This window comes from Devosia sp. Leaf64 (genome assembly GCF_001421945.1).
In the GTDB taxonomy this organism is placed as follows: domain Bacteria; phylum Pseudomonadota; class Alphaproteobacteria; order Rhizobiales; family Devosiaceae; genus Devosia.
Map to the genome: position 1 here is coordinate 13,668 of NZ_LMLO01000024.1, position 15,930 is coordinate 29,597.

The window sequence follows — 15,930 nt, forward strand, 5'->3', positions numbered from 1 at the left end:
CTCCCCCCAGGGAGAGGTGGAGAACGGAGCCGCGATTCTAGTGTTTCTGGAGCAATCCCATGTCTGACGAACCGCTGCTCAAGGTCAGCAACCTGACCAAATACTATGGCTCCCGCCTTGGCTGTGCCGATGTCAATTTCGAGCTTTATCCGGGCGAAGTGCTGGCGATTGTCGGCGAGAGTGGGTCGGGGAAGACGACGCTGCTCAATACGCTTTCGGCAAATCTTGAGCCGACGTCGGGCGAGGCGCTCTACCGGATGCGCGATGAAAGCTGGCGCAATATCTATGAGCTTTCCGAGGCTGAGCGGCGGTTTCTGACGCGGACGGATTGGGGCTTTGTGCATCAGAACCCGGCCGATGGGCTGCGGATGACGGTGTCGGCGGGTGCCAATGTCGGCGAGCGGCTTATGGCGGTTGGGGATCGGCATTATGGCCGTATTCGCGACACTGCGCTCGATTGGCTGGGGCGCGTAGAGATTGCGGCGGATCGGATCGATGATCAGCCGCGCTCGTTTTCGGGAGGGATGCGGCAGCGGTTGCAGATTGCGCGGAATTTGGTGACCGGGCCGCGGCTCGTGTTCATGGATGAGCCGACGGGTGGGCTCGATGTGTCCGTACAGGCGAGGCTCTTGGATTTGTTGCGACAATTGGTCGGCGAGCTTGGGCTTTCGGCGATTGTCGTGACCCATGACCTGGCCGTGGCGCGGCTGCTGAGCCATCGGATGATGGTGATGAAGGGTGGGCATGTGATCGAAGCGGGGCTGACGGACCGGGTGCTCGATGATCCGCGCGAGCCTTATACGCAGTTGTTAGTCAGTTCGATTTTGCAGGTGTGATGATGACCGCTCTATCCGTAAGAAATCTCGCAAAGACTTTTACGATGCACCTGCGCGGGGGGATCAGCCTGCCGGTGGTGGACAACGTCACTTTCGACGTCGCACCGGGCGAATGCGTGGTGCTGGGTGGGCCATCGGGGGCGGGAAAATCGTCCATTTTGAAGATGGTCTATGGGAATTATGGGGTAGATCGCGGCGCGGTGCTGATTGCGCATGACGGCGCCTTGGTGGATTTGGCGAGTGCCGATCCACGGACTGTGCTGACTTTGCGGCGGGATGCGATTGGGTATGTGAGCCAGTTTTTGCGGACAGTGCCGCGGGTTTCGGCGATCGATGTGGTGGCGGAACCGCTGGTGGTGCGTGGGGTCGATAAGGCCGAGGCGCGGGGGCGGGCCGGAGAACTGCTGGCGCGGCTCAATCTGCCGGAGCGGCTATGGGAGCTGCCGCCGGCGACTTTTTCGGGTGGCGAGCAGCAGCGCGTCAATATTGCGCGGGGTTTTATCACGCATCACCCGGTTCTGCTGCTCGATGAGCCGACGGCATCGCTCGATGCGGCCAATCGAGCCGTGGTGGTGGGGATGATTGCGCAGAAAAAGCGCGAGGGAGTCGCGATGCTCGGGATTTTTCACGATGAGGAGGTGCGGGCGGAAGTGGCGGACCGGATCGTCGATGTGACGGATTTTGCGCCGAAGGTGGCGGCATGACCCGGCTCGGCGACACACCCTCCATTCATCCGACGGCACAGGTGATGGAGTCCGAGCTTGGGCGCTATGTCGAGATCGGTGCAGGCTCACATGTCAGCCGGTCCAAGATCGGCGACTATTCCTACTGCGTCGAGAATACGCAGATCGCGTATGCGGATATTGGAAAATTCGCCAATATCGCGAGCCATGTGCGGATTTATGCCTCGATGCATCCGATGGAGCGGGCCTCGCTCCATCACTTTACCTATCGCTCGGCCTGGTATTTTGAGGGCGAAGAGGACGATCAGAGCTTTTTCGACTGGCGGGCGGCGGACGGCATTCGGATTGGGCATGATACCTGGATCGGGCACGGGGCGGTGGTGATGCCAGGCGTGACGATTGGTAATGGGGCGATCATCGGGTCGAATGCCGTGGTGACCAAGGATGTGGTGGATTTTGCCATTGCCGTAGGCGTGCCGGCACGGACGATCAAGCAGCGGTTTTCCGATAATGTGGCGGGAAGGCTCGATGCGATGAAGTGGTGGGATTGGAGCCACGAGAAACTACATCAGGCGCTGCCGGATTTTCGGGCGCTGGGGATCGAGGCGTTTTTGGAGAAGTATGAGGGGTGACCCCCACCTAGCCTCCCCCTGGTAGGGGGAGGGATGTGGTCCGTGGTTCTCAGGCTGCAACACAAACTCGATATATTCCTCCCCCTATCAGGGGGAGGTTAGGTGGGGGTGCCGCGACAACCCGCAACAGTCCGGTGAATAGTCATGGAACCGTCACCGATCATACATGGTGACGTTACACGCGCGCCTTAGGTCTGCCGCAGTTCAACGACTGGGGCGGGCTCATGCTCAAGATTTCGCACGTTACACGACGGTTCGGTGACAAGATCGCCGTCAATGATGTGACGCTCGAAATCCCGCAAGGGCAGATGGTGGGCATTATTGGCCGTTCGGGCGCTGGCAAGTCGACACTGCTGCGCATGATCAATCGGCTCAACGACGTTTCGTCGGGCTATATCGAATATGAGGGCGTCAAGACGTCCGAGCTCAAGGGCAAGGCGCTGCGGGCATGGCAGCGCGATTGCGCCATGATCTTCCAGCAGTTCAACCTCGTGCCGCGGCTCGATGTCATCACCAATGTGATGCTGGGGCGGCTCAATGGCCGCAATCCGCTCCTGAACCTCCTCCAGGTGTTTTCGCCGGACGAGCAGTTCGAAGCGCTCAAGGCACTCGAGCGGCTCGATATCGCGCAGACGGCGACCCAGTGGGCGCAGACCCTGTCGGGCGGCCAGCAGCAGCGCGTCGCGATTGCGCGGGCGTTGATGCAGAAACCGAAGATGATCCTTGCCGACGAGCCGATCGCTTCGCTCGATCCGCGCAATGCGCAGATCGTCATGGACTCGCTCCGCGACATCAATTCCGAGGGCATCACCGTCATCACCAATCTCCACACGCTCGATACGGCGCGCGCTTATTGCGAGCGCATCGTCGGCATGGCGGCCGGCAAGATGGTGTTCGACGGCACGCCGAACGAGCTGACGACCGATGTCGCTCGCACCATTTACGGCGCCGATGGCCTCAAGGAGGCCTTTTCCGAGGCGATGACTTCGACCTCTATCGCGCCCATCCAATACCTGCCGCGCACGCCGACCAATGCGCAGCAGGCGCCCTGAAACTCGGCCCTTTTCAGAAAAAACCGAGATTACCCAAACGCGTCACCAAAGGAGACCTCCCGTGTCCGCGATCCGTAAACTGCTTCTCGCCTCCGTCGCGCTTTCCATGTCGACCGCAGCCTTTGCCCAGGACGGTCTCGTCCTCCGCATCGGTCTCGATGGCGGCGAAAACGAAGCCGACCAGCTGCGCCGTTCCGAATGCGTTGCCGAGCCGCTGAAGGCCGCAACCGGCGCCACCGACGTCCAGTTCTTCCCATCGCCCGACTATAACGGCATCATCCAGGGCCTCCTCGGCGGCACAATCGACATCGCCATCATGGGCGCTTCGTCCTATGCCGCGATCTACCTGCAGGACCCGGAAGCCGTTGACCCGGTTCTGACCACCCAGCAGGAAGACGGTTCGACCGGCTACCACACGATCATGGTTGCACGTTCGGATTCGGGCATCACCGATCTCGCTTCCACCAAGGGCAAGAAGCTCGGCTTTGCCGATCCGGACTCCACCTCGGGCTACCTGATCCCGTCCGTCGCTCTTCCGGCCGACCTCGGCATGCCGATCGCTGAATTCTACAGCGAAACCGGATTTGGCGGCGGCCATGAAAACCTCGTGCTCGGCGTTCTCGACGGTACCTGGGATGTCGGCACGACCTTCGGTTCGGGCCAGGGCGAATTCTCGGAAGGCTACACCTCCGGCAACCTGCGCATCATGGTCGACAAGGGCCTCCTCGACATGGATGACCTCGTGGAAGTCTGGCAGTCGCCGATCATCCCGAACGGCCCGCTGATGGTGTCGAACAAGCTGCCAGCCGACATCAAGGAAAAGGTCACCGCCATGTTCAAGGCGCTGCCCGAGACCGATTTCGAATGCTTCGATGCCTTCACCGCCGGCGGCTACACCAACTTCGTCGACGCCGACCAGACCATGTACCAGACGATCATCGACGCCCGTAAGTCGGTTATCGGCGGCTGATTTTTTGATCCCGGGAGGCGGGCAAGGCCTGCCTCTCATTTCAATCAAGCCACAGCGTCATCCCCGCGAAAGCGGGGATCTCTGCAAGAGGGATTCCCGCTTTCGCGGGAATGACGCCGTGGTTGTTGGAGACGCCTCGCGATGGCCGATATTTCCCAGCAGTCACCCGGACTTTCGCCGGCCGGCCAAACGATCCTGCAGCATTATCGCTCTCAGGTGATGACGCGACGGGTCTATACGATCCTCGTGGTGATCGGGGTGATCGTGGCGCTGGTGGCGGCCATGAGCTATGCCAATTCGGCCAATTCGGGGAAGTTTTTCGAACGCCTTCCCTTCATGTTCGACTTCATCAAGAACTTTACACCGCGCGATCCGCTCGAGATTTTTCGCGCCATGTTCGGGGTGGCCTCGCCCTATTTTGATGGCTCGGCGAAGTATGATTATACCTCGAGCAATATCTATCTGACCGATAGCTTCTACATTCCCAATTTCATTTATCAGCTCATCGTCACGGTCAATATTGCCGTCGTGTCGACCATCATCGGCGGGGCGATCGGGTTTTGCCTTTGCTTCTTTGCCGCGACCAATCTGGTGGGCGCGGGGCCGGTGCGCTGGGTGGTGCGGCGCATCATGGAAGTGATGCGTGCTTTCCCGGAAATCGTCATCGCCGGGCTGCTGACAGCTGTCCTCTCCATCGGACCGATTGCGGCGATCGCGGCGGTTTCGCTGCATACGATCGGGGCGCTGGGGAAGCTCTGCTTCGAAGTTGTCGAGAATGCAGACATGAAGCCCGATGAGGGGCTGAAATCGGTTGGCGCGAGTTGGCTTGAGCGCGTGCGCTACGCCATCGTGCCGCAGGTGATGCCCAATTTCGTGTCCTATGGGCTGCTGCGCCTCGAGATCAATGTGCGCGCGTCGACCATTATCGGCGCAGTGGGCGGCGGCGGGATCGGCGAAGTGTTTCGCCTCTCGATCGGGCGCGATTATGCCGCGCAGACCTATGCGATCATCATTCTGCTGCTCGTGACCATCATTGCCATCGACCAGTTTTCGGGCTGGCTGCGGCGGCGGCTGGTGGGCGATGGCAACTTCAATTTCGGAAAGGCGAGCGTGTGACCATGTCGGCGATCAGTGCTGCCGAGCGCACTCGGCTCGAACAGAAATTCCCCGAGGTTTTCAAGACCTCGTTCCTCAAACGGCACGGCTTGATCGTCGCGCTCTTGGCAACGGCGGCATATCTTGTTTTCTGCTGGTTTTTCTTCAATGTCGGGCCGGCCCTGCAGAACGGCAAATGGGATCGCGCCTCCATCTATGTGCAGGACTGGTATAGCTGGCGCGCCCAGCCGCGGCTGCGCTTTGGCGATGATGGCGTGGTGACGCCGCAATGGTCGAGCCGCGGGCAATATCCGGCCGATGCCACAATCGATTGGCTGACGCCGCATGCCGACGGCAGCATGACTGCGACCTTTGGCAGCGCGGCGGATCGGCTCGACATCACGACGCGCCAGGTCGATGTCTATCTCAATGGCGAAGTGTGGCCGGTGACGATCACGGCGGATGCGGCGCTGGCGCCGGAAGGCGCGCCGGCCGCGATCCAGCAGGATCGGCAGAAGGTGGTGGTCGACTTCGGGTTCGAAGGGCAGGCCGAAATCCGCGCCAATCAGGTGGCCGTGCAGCGCCGGTTTTTTGGTTGGGCCAATTTCCTCTACGATCCTACCTCGCCGCTCTGGGGCAATGATCTGTTCTCCTCGATCGGGCTGATGCTGTCGGGCGACAGGGTCAATCCCGATATGTCGAATGCGCAATATGTGCTGAACCAGTGGCTCGGGAACAAGGCGTGGCAGCATGCGGATATTCTCGTAAAGCTGTTCCAGACGCTGGTCATGGCCTTTGTCGGCACGCTCTTGGCGACGCTGATCGCCTTTCCGCTGGCCTTTATTGCGGCGCGGACGATCACGCCGAGCGGGGCAGCGAACTGGGGGATGAAGCGGTTTTTCGATTTCATCCGCTCGGTCGACATGCTGATCTGGGCGCTGTTCTTTACCCGCGGCTTTGGGCCGGGGCCGATCCCGGGGATCGCGGCGATTTTTCTCACCGATACCGGGGCGCTTGGGAAGGTCTATGCCGAGGCGCTTGAAAATGTCGACGACAAGCAGCGCGAGGGCATGAAGTCGGTGGGCGCAAGCCCGATGGCGGTCAACCGCTATGGCGTCGTACCGCAGGTTTTGCCGGTGTTCGTGTCGCAATCGCTTTACTTCTGGGAGAGCAATACGCGTTCGGCCACGGTTATCGGCGCGGTCGGGGCCGGGGGCATCGGGCTCAAACTGCTCGAATCGATGGGCACCAATTCGGACTGGGACAAGGTCGCCTATATGGTGCTGCTGATCCTCTTGGTGGTGTTCCTGTTCGACAATATGTCGAATGCGATCCGGTCACGGTTGATTGGGTCGAATACCTGACAAGTGCCTCGCCATAAAAAGAAGTGACTGAAAGCCGCTGCCTTCGGGTGGCGGCTTCGTCTTTCGCCGGTTTAGAAAATACGGCGCCTTCGTGACATGCGGCAGGCGCATTGCTTGGTCGTCGTGAGTGCGGTTGACCGCATCCTTGGCAAATCTTCCACTCGGCAGGTTCCGGTGAGGAGATGCGCGATTGCTCAAGATACTCTACCTGGTCCCCAACCTGTCCGACCCTGCAGCGGGACGACGGGTGGCGATGTTTCAGCTTGGTGGTGCGGACGTCGAGCTGGCGGGGTTTCGCCGGGCCGATGCACCGCCTTCGAGCCTGCCGGTCGAGATGGTGGTCGAGCTCGATGTGACGCATGACGCGCGCATGTTGCAGCGGCTCCTGGCGACGGTAAAGGCGCGCTATACGGCGCGGGGCTGGGCGCGGCGGTTTTCGCGGCCGGATGTGATCGTGGCGCGTAATCTCGAAATGCTGGCGATCGCCGAGCATCTCTTGCAGCTTTGGCCCGATCCGCCGGCGCTCGTTTATGAATGTCTCGATATTCATCGGCTGATGCTGCGCGAGGATGGCGTTGGGCGGGCGATGCGTTCGGTCGAGCAGCGGCTGATGCAGCCGGCGAGCCTTTTGCTGACGAGTTCGCCTGCGTTTTTGAGCCAATATTTCGATGAGCAGGGCGCGCCGCCGGCGCGGTTGATCGAGAACAAGGTTTTTGCCCCTAGCTTTCCCGAGACGGGGCGCAACCCGGGCTTGGCGCTCGATGACGAGGGGCCGTTGCGGCTCGGCTGGTTCGGGGCGCTGCGGTGCGCCCGATCGCTCGATATTCTCGAGGCGCTCTCGACCGAACTGGGTGGCAAGCTGGAGGTGACGCTGCGCGGGCGGCCTGCCTTGGTCGAGTTCGACGATTTTCATCGCACGGCCAATGGGGCTCGGCATCTCAGCTTCGAAGGGCCCTATGTCTATCCCGACGATCTCGCGACGATCTATTCGGGCGTGCACTTCGTCTGGGCCATCGACTTTTTCGAAGAGGGGCAGAATTCGAGCTGGCTGCTACCCAACCGGATTTATGAAGGGTGCCTCAATGGCGCCATCCCAATCGCGCTCAAGGGCACGGAAACGGCGGCGTTCATCGCGCGGCATGGGATCGGGATCGTCATCGACGATGTCGAGATTTCAACGCTGGTCGAGCTTTTTGCCGGCATGAGCCGGAAACGCGTGCGCGAACTGGCGCGGGCGGTGGCTGACAAGGACAAGAGCCATTTTCGCTGCGAGGAGGACGAGTGCGTGGCGCTCGTCAAGAAACTCGGGGCTCTCGCGGGCATGTCGGCGATGGAGATGGCAGCATGAGCGCGCGGGTTCTGATTATCGTGCCGACGCTGAATGAAAGCGCGCATATTCCCAGTCTGCTTGACGGATTGCTGGTCGAGGCGGAAGTGCTCGACGCGACGATCGTCGTGGCCGATGGCGGCAGCCAGGATGGGACGCGGGAGATCGTGGCGGCGCGGGCGGCGGGTTCGACGCGTATTCACCTGATCAACAATACGCGGCGCATTCAATCGGCGGCGATCAACCTGGCGGTGGCGCTCTATGGGGATCGCGCGGATTATCTCATTCGCATCGATGCGCATGGGACTTATCCGACGGATTATTGCCGGGACCTTGTGGCCGAGGCGGAAGAGCGGGGCGTTGGCAGCGTCGTCGTGCCGATGACGACGATGGGGCATGCACCGTTTCAGCGGGCGGTCGCGACGGCGCAGAATTCGCCGATCGGCACGGGTGGCTCGGCGCATCGCACCGGCAATGTAAGCGGGCCGGTCGACCATGGGCATCATGCGCTGATGCGTGTCGATGCGTTTCGGCAGGTTGGTGGCTATGACGAGACGTTCCGCGCCAATGAGGATGCGGAGCTCGATTTCCGGCTGCGGGCTGCGGGCCACACGATCTGGCTGACTGACCGGACGGGGATGATCTATTATCCGCGGGCAACGGCAACTGGGCTTTTTCGCCAGTATTTTGGCTATGGCGGGGGCAGGGCGCGCAATATCTTGAAGCATCGGATGCGGCCGCGGCTGCGGCAGATGGCGCCGTTGGCGATTTTGCCGGTGGTGCTTTTGGCGGTGCTCTCGATCTGGCACTGGGCGTTTCTGGTGCCGCTCTTGCTTTGGGGTGTTCTCTGTATCGGGCTCGGCGTGCATGCGGCACGGAAATACTATCCCGAATATGACATGCCGATGAGCCTCTCGCCGCTGGTCGGCTGGGCGGCGATGATCATGCATTTTGCCTGGTCGTCGGGCTTTTGGCTGCATCTGATCCAGCGGCCGTTCCGCAAGGGAGCGGCGTGATGGCGCGGGTCGATATCTGTGTTTGCACCTTTCGCCGGCCGTTTCTGGCCGAGACGCTGCGCTCGATCGGGCGGCTGGAGCGGGGCGGGCATGATATCAGGGTGATCGTGGCGGATAATGACACGACGCCATCGGCGCGGGGGCTCGTTGAGGACCTTGCGGGGAAACTGGCTTTGCCGGTGCGCTATGTGCATGCGCCGGAGGCCAATATCTGCGTCGCGCGCAATGCGTGTCTTGATGCGGCGGAGGGCGATTTCATCGCCTTTGTCGATGACGATGAGACCGTGAGCCCCGGCTGGCTGATGGCGCTTTTGGCGCGGGCTGAGGAGACCGGCGCGGCGGCGGTGCTGGGGCCGGTGGCGGCGGTTTATGGGGCGGATGCGCCGGACTGGATGCGGCGCGGCGACTTTCACTCGACCTATCCGGTTTTTGTCGAGGGTACGATCCGCACGGGCTATACCTGCAATGTGCTGATCCGCTGGGCGGCTCCATTTTCGGCGCTGCGGTTTGATCCAAGGCTCGGGAAATCGGGCGGCGAGGATACCTCGTTCTTTTATGCGCTGACCGATCTGGGCGGCACGATCGACTATGCGCCCGAGGCGCTGGTGGAAGAGCCAGTGACAGCGGCGCGGGCCAGCATGGGCTGGCTTGTGAAGCGCCGGCTGAGGTTTGGGCAGACGCACGGCATGTTGCTGACAGGGGGGCGGGCCAAGCGGCTGCCCGCGGTGGGCGCAAAGATCGCGTTTTGCTGCCTGATGACGGGGCTGACGGCCTTTTCGCCGATTGCGCGGCGGCGCAACTGGCTGCGGGCCATTCTTCACATGGGTGTGGCGGGAGGCCTTCTGGGCCTCAGCCAAGCCGAACATTACGGCCACTCGGCCACGTCCTGAGCCTTCAGGCGGAGAACCACATGCTTGAAAAGAACCCCTTTCCCGAAGCCATGGCGCCGCAGCCATCGGACCTCAAGACCTTAGACCTCGATCGCATCTTTTCGCTGGTGCGGCGGCAGGCTTGGATCCTGGCGCTCTGCGTTGCCGCGATGGTGGCGCTGGCAGTGTTTTACCTTGCGCTGGCGCCGCGTAGCTATATGTCGGCGGGGCAGATCCTGATCGACAAGAAGCTCGAACAGGTGACGAGCGGGGAACAGACGGCGACGAGTTCGACCGATCTCGAAGCGCAGGTGCTCAACCAAATCGAGGTTCTGCGCTCGAGCCGCGTGGCCAAGGCCGTGGCGGAAGCGGAAAACCTGATGACCGATCAGGAATTTCTCAATCCGCCGCCCTCGTTCAGCCAGCGGGTGAAGAGCCTTTTCGGGCTTGGATCGGGCGGGGCGACGGAAACGCGGGAAGCAACGCTCGATGAAGTCGCCGGAATGCTGCGCGCCAATGTGGCGGTGGACCGCATGGGGCGGTCCTCGATCATTCGCGTCGGCTATGAGGCAGCGACGCCGGAACTGGCCCAGCGGATCGCGCGGGCCTATGGACAGGCGCTGCTGCAGGATCAGCTCAATGCCGAACTCGAAGCGACGGGCGCGGCGGCCGATTGGCTACAGCAGCGGCTCGCCGAGATTGGCGAAAGCCAGCGCCAGGCGATTTTGGCGATCGAGCAATATCGCAAGGAAACCGGCCTCAGCGTGGGGCAGGATCGCGACCTGACCAATCAGCGCATCGAGACGCTCTCGACCCAGCTTGCCGAGGCGCAGGCGGAGACGGCGCGGCTGCGGGCGCTTTCGGGGCAGGTCGAGGCGGTGATCGCGGAGGGGCCGGAAGCGGCCTCGGCCTCGGTGTCGCTGTTGGCCGGGGCGCAATCGGATCCGGCGGAGATTTCGCTGCTGCGCAATCAGGTGGCGACACTGACGAGCCGGATTGCGGAGGTGGAGGGCACCTATGGCGCGGACCATCCGCAGCTTTCGGTCTTGCGGGCGGAGAAGACCGCGCTCGACAATCGCATCTTTGCGCTGCTGCAAAACCTTGGGCAGCAATATCGCACGCAACTGACCATTGCCCAGCAGCAGGAAATCGGGCTGCGCGGCGATATCGACGCCGAAGGGCAGAGCGCCGGGGCGATCGGCCAGGAACAGGTGCGCTTGAATGAATTGCAGCAACGTTCGGACGCGTTGCGGGCGCTCTATAATAGCTATCTGACGCGCTACGAAGAGGCGGTGCAGCGGCAAAGTTTCCCGATCCCATCGGTGCGGATCGTGACCGAAGCGCTGATGCCCGATGATCCATCGAGCCCACGGACGGTCGTCATCCTTTTGGCGGCGATTATCGCCGGGTGTTTCGCCGGCGCGGTTCTGGGTATGCTCAACGAATTGCGCGAGCGCGGTTTCCGCACCGGGGAGCAGGTGCGCCGGCAATTGGGGCTGCGGTTCCTTGGCTATATGCCGAAGCTGCAGCTTGGGGCCGATGACACGCAGGACATCAGGCGCAAAACCATTCGCATGCTGGTGCGCGGGGCGCTCGGCAGCAAGATGGGCCGGCGCTGGGGCGCGCCTTATCTTGAGGCGCTAAAGGCAACGCGGCTGGTGCTGCAGCCGGTGGCCGAGCGGGCAAGCCCGGTGCTGGGCGTGGTTTCGGTTCTGCCGGGCGAGGGAAAATCCACTTTTGCGCTGTCGCTGGCCGAGATGCTGAGCGAGTCCGGGGCGCGTGTGCTGCTCGTCGATGCCGATGTGGCGCCCGATGTCGACGCCATGTCGCGCCGGGTGGTGCCGCTGCAGCCAGCAGAGTGGCGGAGCGTCGCGACGACCGATGTCGAGAGCGGGATTGTCACGATTTCTGCCGGCGCGGCGGAAGTGGGTGGCGGCGATCTCTCGAGCATTGCGATGCAGAAGATGCTGTCCGAAGCGCGGAGCCAGTTCGATTATATTATCCTCGACCTTCCGGCTTTGGGGCCGGTGATCGATGCGCTGACCGTATTGCCGTTTACCGATGCGAGCGTCTTGGTGACCGAATGGGGCAACACCCCGCGGCGACTGGTGCGCGGCGTTTTGGAGCGCGAGCCGGAACTGGCGGATCATATGGTGGGCGTCGTGCTCAACAAGGTCGATCTCGGGACGCTACCGAAGTTCACCGATATCGGGGGGATGGAGCGGTTCGCGTATAAGCGGCGGCGCAAGGTCGAAGATCGGGAATTGGAAACGGCGCCATAGGGCGCCGTTTGGCCAAGTGTATTTTCCACTAAGTGGGGTCGCGGTCTCTCTCTTCCCGCAAAGCAGTCGCCAGCTTGCGCCGTGGCATCATGCGGTCGTGAATAACGCCGAGAATAACGATTTCCGCTTCACCGTTCTTGGTGACTTTTTCTTTGAAGAAGACGAGGTGAGAGGCGCTGCCTCGTCTTGCCCTTACGTGATCCAGATGCATCGATTTAATTCCTGGACCAACGCCGTTTTGAGGACGACAAGCGGGGCGATTTGGATCTTGCAGGATCATCGCGATACCATCGTCGATGATCCCTGCGTACGAAAGCATCTGGCCAGCACCGAAATCTTTCCTGGTGGATTTCAGAATTCTGGCGATGTCGGCGGTGGCTCGTCGTGTCAGACGATGCTTCACTCATCGTCCTCTTCAAGAATCCTCTGGGCGATCTGTACTGCCGTGAGATCGGAATAGTCTTCGCGGTCTGCCTGTTCCAGGCCTTCAGCCAAATGTCGTCTCAGTAGCTCGAGCTTGATCTCATCCATCTCGCGATCACGCTTCATGAGCCGAAGGGCATCGCGCATCATTTCGCTGGCGGACGCATATTCGCCGCGCTCGATCTCGCTGGAGACAAAGTCTGCAAATTCGTCGGTAAGGCTGATGTTCATGGTGGGCATGTGAAACCTCCGCAAGAGAAATATAGAGCATTGGCAATTTTGCCAAGATCAATGCGGTGGTTTGGTCAGGAGGCGGGAATACCCCTCATCCGGCCCGTTGGGCCACCTTCTCCCACAAGGGGAGAAGGAAGTCTGTGCGTGTTGAGGGGAGGCTATTCCGCAGCCACTTTCATGCCGTCGATGAGGCCGAGTTTGGAGAGGGCGGCTAGGAAGTCCTCGGCGATGTCGTCGCGGTCGAGGGCGTAGGCGACGTTGGCGGCGAGGAAGCCGACCTTGGAGCCGCAGTCGAAGGATTGACCTTCATATTTGACGCCGGCGAAGGGCTGGGACTTCATGAGGGTCTGCATGGCGTCGGTGAGCTGGATTTCGCCGCCCGCGCCGCGGGGCTGATCGGCCAGGAGGCTGAAAATCTCGGGCTGCAGGATGTAGCGGCCGGAGATGATGAGATTGGACGGGGCATCCTGCGGCTTGGGCTTTTCGACCATTTCGGTGATGGCGAAGCCGCCATCGGTACCGGCGCCGCGGCCGACGACACCATAGGAGGAGACCTCCTGATGCGGGACCTCCTCGACGGCGATGACATTGCCGCCGGTGGTTTCATAGGCTTCGATCATCTGCTTGAGGACGCCGCGGCGGCCCTTGAACAGCATGTCGGGGAGGAGCAAGGCGAAGGGTTCATCGCCGACGATATCGCGCGCGCACCAGACGGCGTGGCCGAGGCCGAGCGGCTCCTGCTGGCGCGTGAAGCTCGTGCGACCAGCGGAGGGCAGATCCTGGCGGAGTTCTTCGAGCGCCTTGAGCTTGCCGCGGGTTTCGAGGGTCGTTTCGAGCTCGAACTGGCGATCGAAATGGTCTTCGATGACGCCCTTGTTGCGGCCGGTGACGAAGACGAAATGGGTGATTCCGGCTTCTTTGGCTTCATCCACCGCATATTGAATGAGGGGACGGTCGACCACCGTCAGCATCTCTTTCGGCATGGCCTTGGTTGCTGGCAGGAAACGCGTTCCGAGGCCAGCGACGGGAAAAACGGCAGTCTTGACGCGTTTAACCACGGCTATCTCCTGATTGAGGGTAACAACGGGGTGAATTGGAACATGTTGAGGCCAGTCGAGAAAGCCTAAAGCGCGATTGGAGATGCATGGCTTGCTTGCAGATTTGCCGTTGTTTCATTCTGTCCCAATTGGGGCGGGTTGCGTCGGCGCAAGCGGAAAGATGGCGCAATCGATTTCGCCGTTGGCGAGTATTGGTGGCTGCAACACAAGTCTAGAAGACAACCATGTGCCGATATGCGACGTTGGCCCTAAGCAGGCTTCGTGCGACCCCTTACTACGCAGTCGTGAAGGAAGGTCGTATTCTCAAGGCCCTGGGAGGGGTGTATTTACGAAGCGCTGCTAGACAACGAGCACGAAGGTGCCGCGGTGGGTTGGACCTGCTGCAGGGGGAGGCAAGGGTGAACGCAAAACGGCCAGAGGACAGCGCGGCGCACAAGGCGCCCCTGACGGCGCCGACCGACCGCGAACAGCGCACGCCGTTTCCCTGGCCTTGGGGGCTCGTCGCTATTGGGGTGATGGCGCTCGGTTGGGTCGGCATCTACCTCGTCTGGAACGGTGTCGTGTTCCTTTTTAACCTCTAAGGCGAGGGTGTGTGCCCGGCATTTTCGCCTTGCGGTTACTTGCGCGGCGCTCGCGACCATGGTTTAGGTCGCATTTTAGTTTGCTGCTGCCAAATCTTTGAGCACTCAATACTTTACCGAATGATTTGCGTTGGTTGGCCCTAACGCAATCGGGTGATTTTGTGGCTGGTGGTCTGCATGACTGCCATGCGCGACAAGCGTTGCCATGCATTTCCGATCATGTTTGCCTGCACTCACGCCGGACGGGGTTAATGCTTCGTAATTTCCGGCAGGCAAATGCGGCGTCTCCGGACCGTGGTTCGGAGTCCACAATCTGAATGAGTCAAACCCGGTCTTCCGCGTCGGCGATCTCGCTTGCGCGAACCCTTTTGCACGTCACCAGCGGCGGGTCGTCTCGCCTTCTTAGCAAGCCCCTTTGCGAGAGAATTCGTTATGTCGATGATCAATGCCGAAGTCGGCCAATCTTCTTACCCCACCCAGGCAGGCATGCCGCGTGGCGGTTTTGCCAAGCGCAGTTTCGATGTCGTTACTGCCTCGACCATGCTGTTTTTTGCGCTGCCGGCGATGTTCTTCATCGCCGTTCTGATGTTTTCGACCGATCGCGGGCCAATCTTTTTCGGCCATGAGCGGATTGGCTTGAACGGCAAGCGGTTCAAATGCCTCAAATTCCGCTCGATGGTGGTCGATTCCCAGGAAGCGCTGCGGCGCCACCTCGAGCTTTTCCCGCAGGCGCGGGCCGAATGGGAAGAAACCCAGAAGCTGCGGAATGACCCGCGCATCACCTGGCTCGGGAAGTTCCTGCGGGTGACGAGCCTTGATGAACTGCCGCAGCTCATCAACGTTATTCGCGGCGACATGAGCCTTGTCGGGCCGCGTCCGATCGTCCAGGACGAGGTCAAGCGCTATGCCGACGAGATCGCCCATTATGCGGCGGTTCGCCCTGGTATTACCGGCCTTTGGCAGGTCAGCGGGCGCAGCGACACGGGCTACGATCAGCGCGTGCAGCTCGACAGCCGCTATGTGCGCGAGTGGTCGTTCCGGGGTGACATGGTCATTCTCGTCAAGACCATCGGGGTTGTCGCCCTGCGGACCGGCAGCCGATAGGAGCGCGCGATGGCCATTCTTTCCCTTCGCCCCGGCGCTTTCCGTACCCGCAATCCCGGCCGCGATGCCGAAACCGATCAGGCGCGCACGGAAACCGTGCGCAATGCAATCCTGATGGCACTGGCCGATGCTCGCCGCGAACGCGACGGGCTCAAGCAGCGCATGAGCATGTATTATGCGCAGGCGGCGACCATGTTGGACGCGTCGGACGATTATGCGCGGCGTGAGAAAGCCGACGAGATGGTGATCCGCACCGCAGAACAGGGCGCGGCGGCAGCGCGGCGCCGGGTGGCGGCGCTCGACGCGCAGATCGAAAAGTTCGGTGCCTTGATCCTGCAGCTCGACGGCAATTCCGTCGCAGCATCGGGCGAGGCAGACGAAGCGACGAGCGCTTAGGAACCGGG

17 protein-coding genes are annotated in these 15,930 nt (G+C 61.4%); 14 read left to right on the plus strand and 3 right to left on the minus strand.

What is annotated here, in order from left to right; translation table 11 throughout:
• The first annotated feature begins 59 nt into the window (after positions 1 to 59).
• The 11 genes from phnK to ASE94_RS17775 all read left to right on the plus strand — a co-directional run bounded on the left by phnK (position 60) and on the right by ASE94_RS17775 (position 12,126).
• A complete protein-coding gene (phnK, locus tag ASE94_RS17725; RefSeq protein WP_061910098.1) occupies positions 60 to 836 on the plus strand; it encodes a phosphonate C-P lyase system protein PhnK in 777 nt (258 codons plus the stop codon).
• Positions 836 to 1,540, plus strand: coding sequence for a phosphonate C-P lyase system protein PhnL (gene phnL / locus ASE94_RS17730; protein WP_061910100.1), 705 nt, complete (start codon positions 836 to 838; stop codon positions 1,538 to 1,540). Before phnK ends, phnL begins: the two co-directional genes overlap by 1 nt.
• Entirely contained in the window at positions 1,537 to 2,151 is a 615-nt protein-coding gene (locus ASE94_RS17735) for a DapH/DapD/GlmU-related protein (RefSeq protein WP_061910102.1), read from the plus strand. The genes phnL and ASE94_RS17735 overlap by 4 nt, the downstream gene beginning before the upstream one ends.
• Positions 2,152 to 2,375: 224 nt before the next feature.
• A complete protein-coding gene (gene phnC, locus ASE94_RS17740) occupies positions 2,376 to 3,203 on the plus strand; it encodes a phosphonate ABC transporter ATP-binding protein (protein ID WP_061910104.1) in 828 nt (275 codons plus the stop codon).
• A 61-nt stretch (positions 3,204 to 3,264) separates the two neighbouring features.
• Entirely contained in the window at positions 3,265 to 4,173 is a 909-nt protein-coding gene (phnD, locus tag ASE94_RS17745) for a phosphonate ABC transporter substrate-binding protein (protein ID WP_082461297.1), read from the plus strand.
• Positions 4,174 to 4,314: 141 nt separating this feature from the next.
• Positions 4,315 to 5,289 carry a phosphonate ABC transporter, permease protein PhnE gene (gene phnE / locus ASE94_RS17750; RefSeq protein ID WP_062631488.1) on the plus strand — a complete coding sequence of 325 codons (975 nt, stop codon included), beginning with the start codon at positions 4,315 to 4,317 and terminating at the stop codon, positions 5,287 to 5,289.
• Between the two features lie 2 nt (positions 5,290 to 5,291).
• Positions 5,292 to 6,632, plus strand: a complete 1,341-nt coding sequence (phnE, locus tag ASE94_RS17755; protein WP_062631489.1) for a phosphonate ABC transporter, permease protein PhnE — start codon at positions 5,292 to 5,294, stop codon at positions 6,630 to 6,632.
• Between the two features lie 190 nt (positions 6,633 to 6,822).
• On the plus strand, positions 6,823 to 7,980 hold the full coding sequence (locus tag ASE94_RS21175) for a glycosyltransferase (RefSeq protein ID WP_062631490.1): 1,158 nt from the start codon (positions 6,823 to 6,825) through the stop codon (positions 7,978 to 7,980).
• A complete protein-coding gene (locus tag ASE94_RS21180) occupies positions 7,977 to 8,975 on the plus strand; it encodes a glycosyltransferase family 2 protein (protein ID WP_061910112.1) in 999 nt (332 codons plus the stop codon). The genes ASE94_RS21175 and ASE94_RS21180 overlap by 4 nt, the downstream gene beginning before the upstream one ends.
• Positions 8,975 to 9,865: a glycosyltransferase family 2 protein gene (locus tag ASE94_RS17770; protein ID WP_061910114.1), complete on the plus strand. Its 891-nt coding sequence runs from the start codon at positions 8,975 to 8,977 to the stop codon at positions 9,863 to 9,865. Before ASE94_RS21180 ends, ASE94_RS17770 begins: the two co-directional genes overlap by 1 nt.
• Before the next feature lie 20 nt (positions 9,866 to 9,885).
• A complete protein-coding gene (locus ASE94_RS17775) occupies positions 9,886 to 12,126 on the plus strand; it encodes a Wzz/FepE/Etk N-terminal domain-containing protein (protein ID WP_062631491.1) in 2,241 nt (746 codons plus the stop codon).
• A gap of 28 nt (positions 12,127 to 12,154) precedes the next feature.
• Here ASE94_RS17775 and ASE94_RS17780 read toward each other — a convergent pair whose 3' ends face one another.
• The 3 genes from ASE94_RS17780 to galU form a co-directional block, all read right to left on the minus strand.
• Positions 12,155 to 12,529 carry a type II toxin-antitoxin system RelE/ParE family toxin gene (locus ASE94_RS17780; protein ID WP_061910118.1) on the minus strand — a complete coding sequence of 125 codons (375 nt, stop codon included), beginning with the start codon at positions 12,527 to 12,529 and terminating at the stop codon, positions 12,155 to 12,157.
• On the minus strand, positions 12,526 to 12,789 hold the full coding sequence (locus tag ASE94_RS17785; protein ID WP_061910120.1) for a type II toxin-antitoxin system ParD family antitoxin: 264 nt from the start codon (positions 12,787 to 12,789) through the stop codon (positions 12,526 to 12,528). The genes ASE94_RS17780 and ASE94_RS17785 overlap by 4 nt, the downstream gene beginning before the upstream one ends.
• A 152-nt stretch (positions 12,790 to 12,941) precedes the next feature.
• Positions 12,942 to 13,841 (minus strand): UTP--glucose-1-phosphate uridylyltransferase GalU, encoded by a 900-nt coding sequence (galU, locus tag ASE94_RS17790; protein ID WP_082461298.1) that lies wholly within the window; start codon positions 13,839 to 13,841, stop codon positions 12,942 to 12,944.
• 398 nt (positions 13,842 to 14,239) lie between these two features.
• Between galU and ASE94_RS21050 the strand changes: the two genes are divergently transcribed.
• The 3 genes from ASE94_RS21050 (at position 14,240) to ASE94_RS17805 (ending at position 15,922) form a co-directional block, all read left to right on the plus strand.
• Positions 14,240 to 14,422, plus strand: a complete 183-nt coding sequence (locus ASE94_RS21050) for a hypothetical protein (protein WP_156352208.1) — start codon at positions 14,240 to 14,242, stop codon at positions 14,420 to 14,422.
• Positions 14,423 to 14,854: 432 nt separating this feature from the next.
• Positions 14,855 to 15,526: a sugar transferase gene (locus ASE94_RS17800; RefSeq protein ID WP_061910126.1), complete on the plus strand. Its 672-nt coding sequence runs from the start codon at positions 14,855 to 14,857 to the stop codon at positions 15,524 to 15,526.
• 9 nt (positions 15,527 to 15,535) lie between these two features.
• Positions 15,536 to 15,922, plus strand: coding sequence for a hypothetical protein (locus tag ASE94_RS17805; protein ID WP_061910128.1), 387 nt, complete (start codon positions 15,536 to 15,538; stop codon positions 15,920 to 15,922).
• Positions 15,923 to 15,930 lie beyond the last annotated feature (8 nt).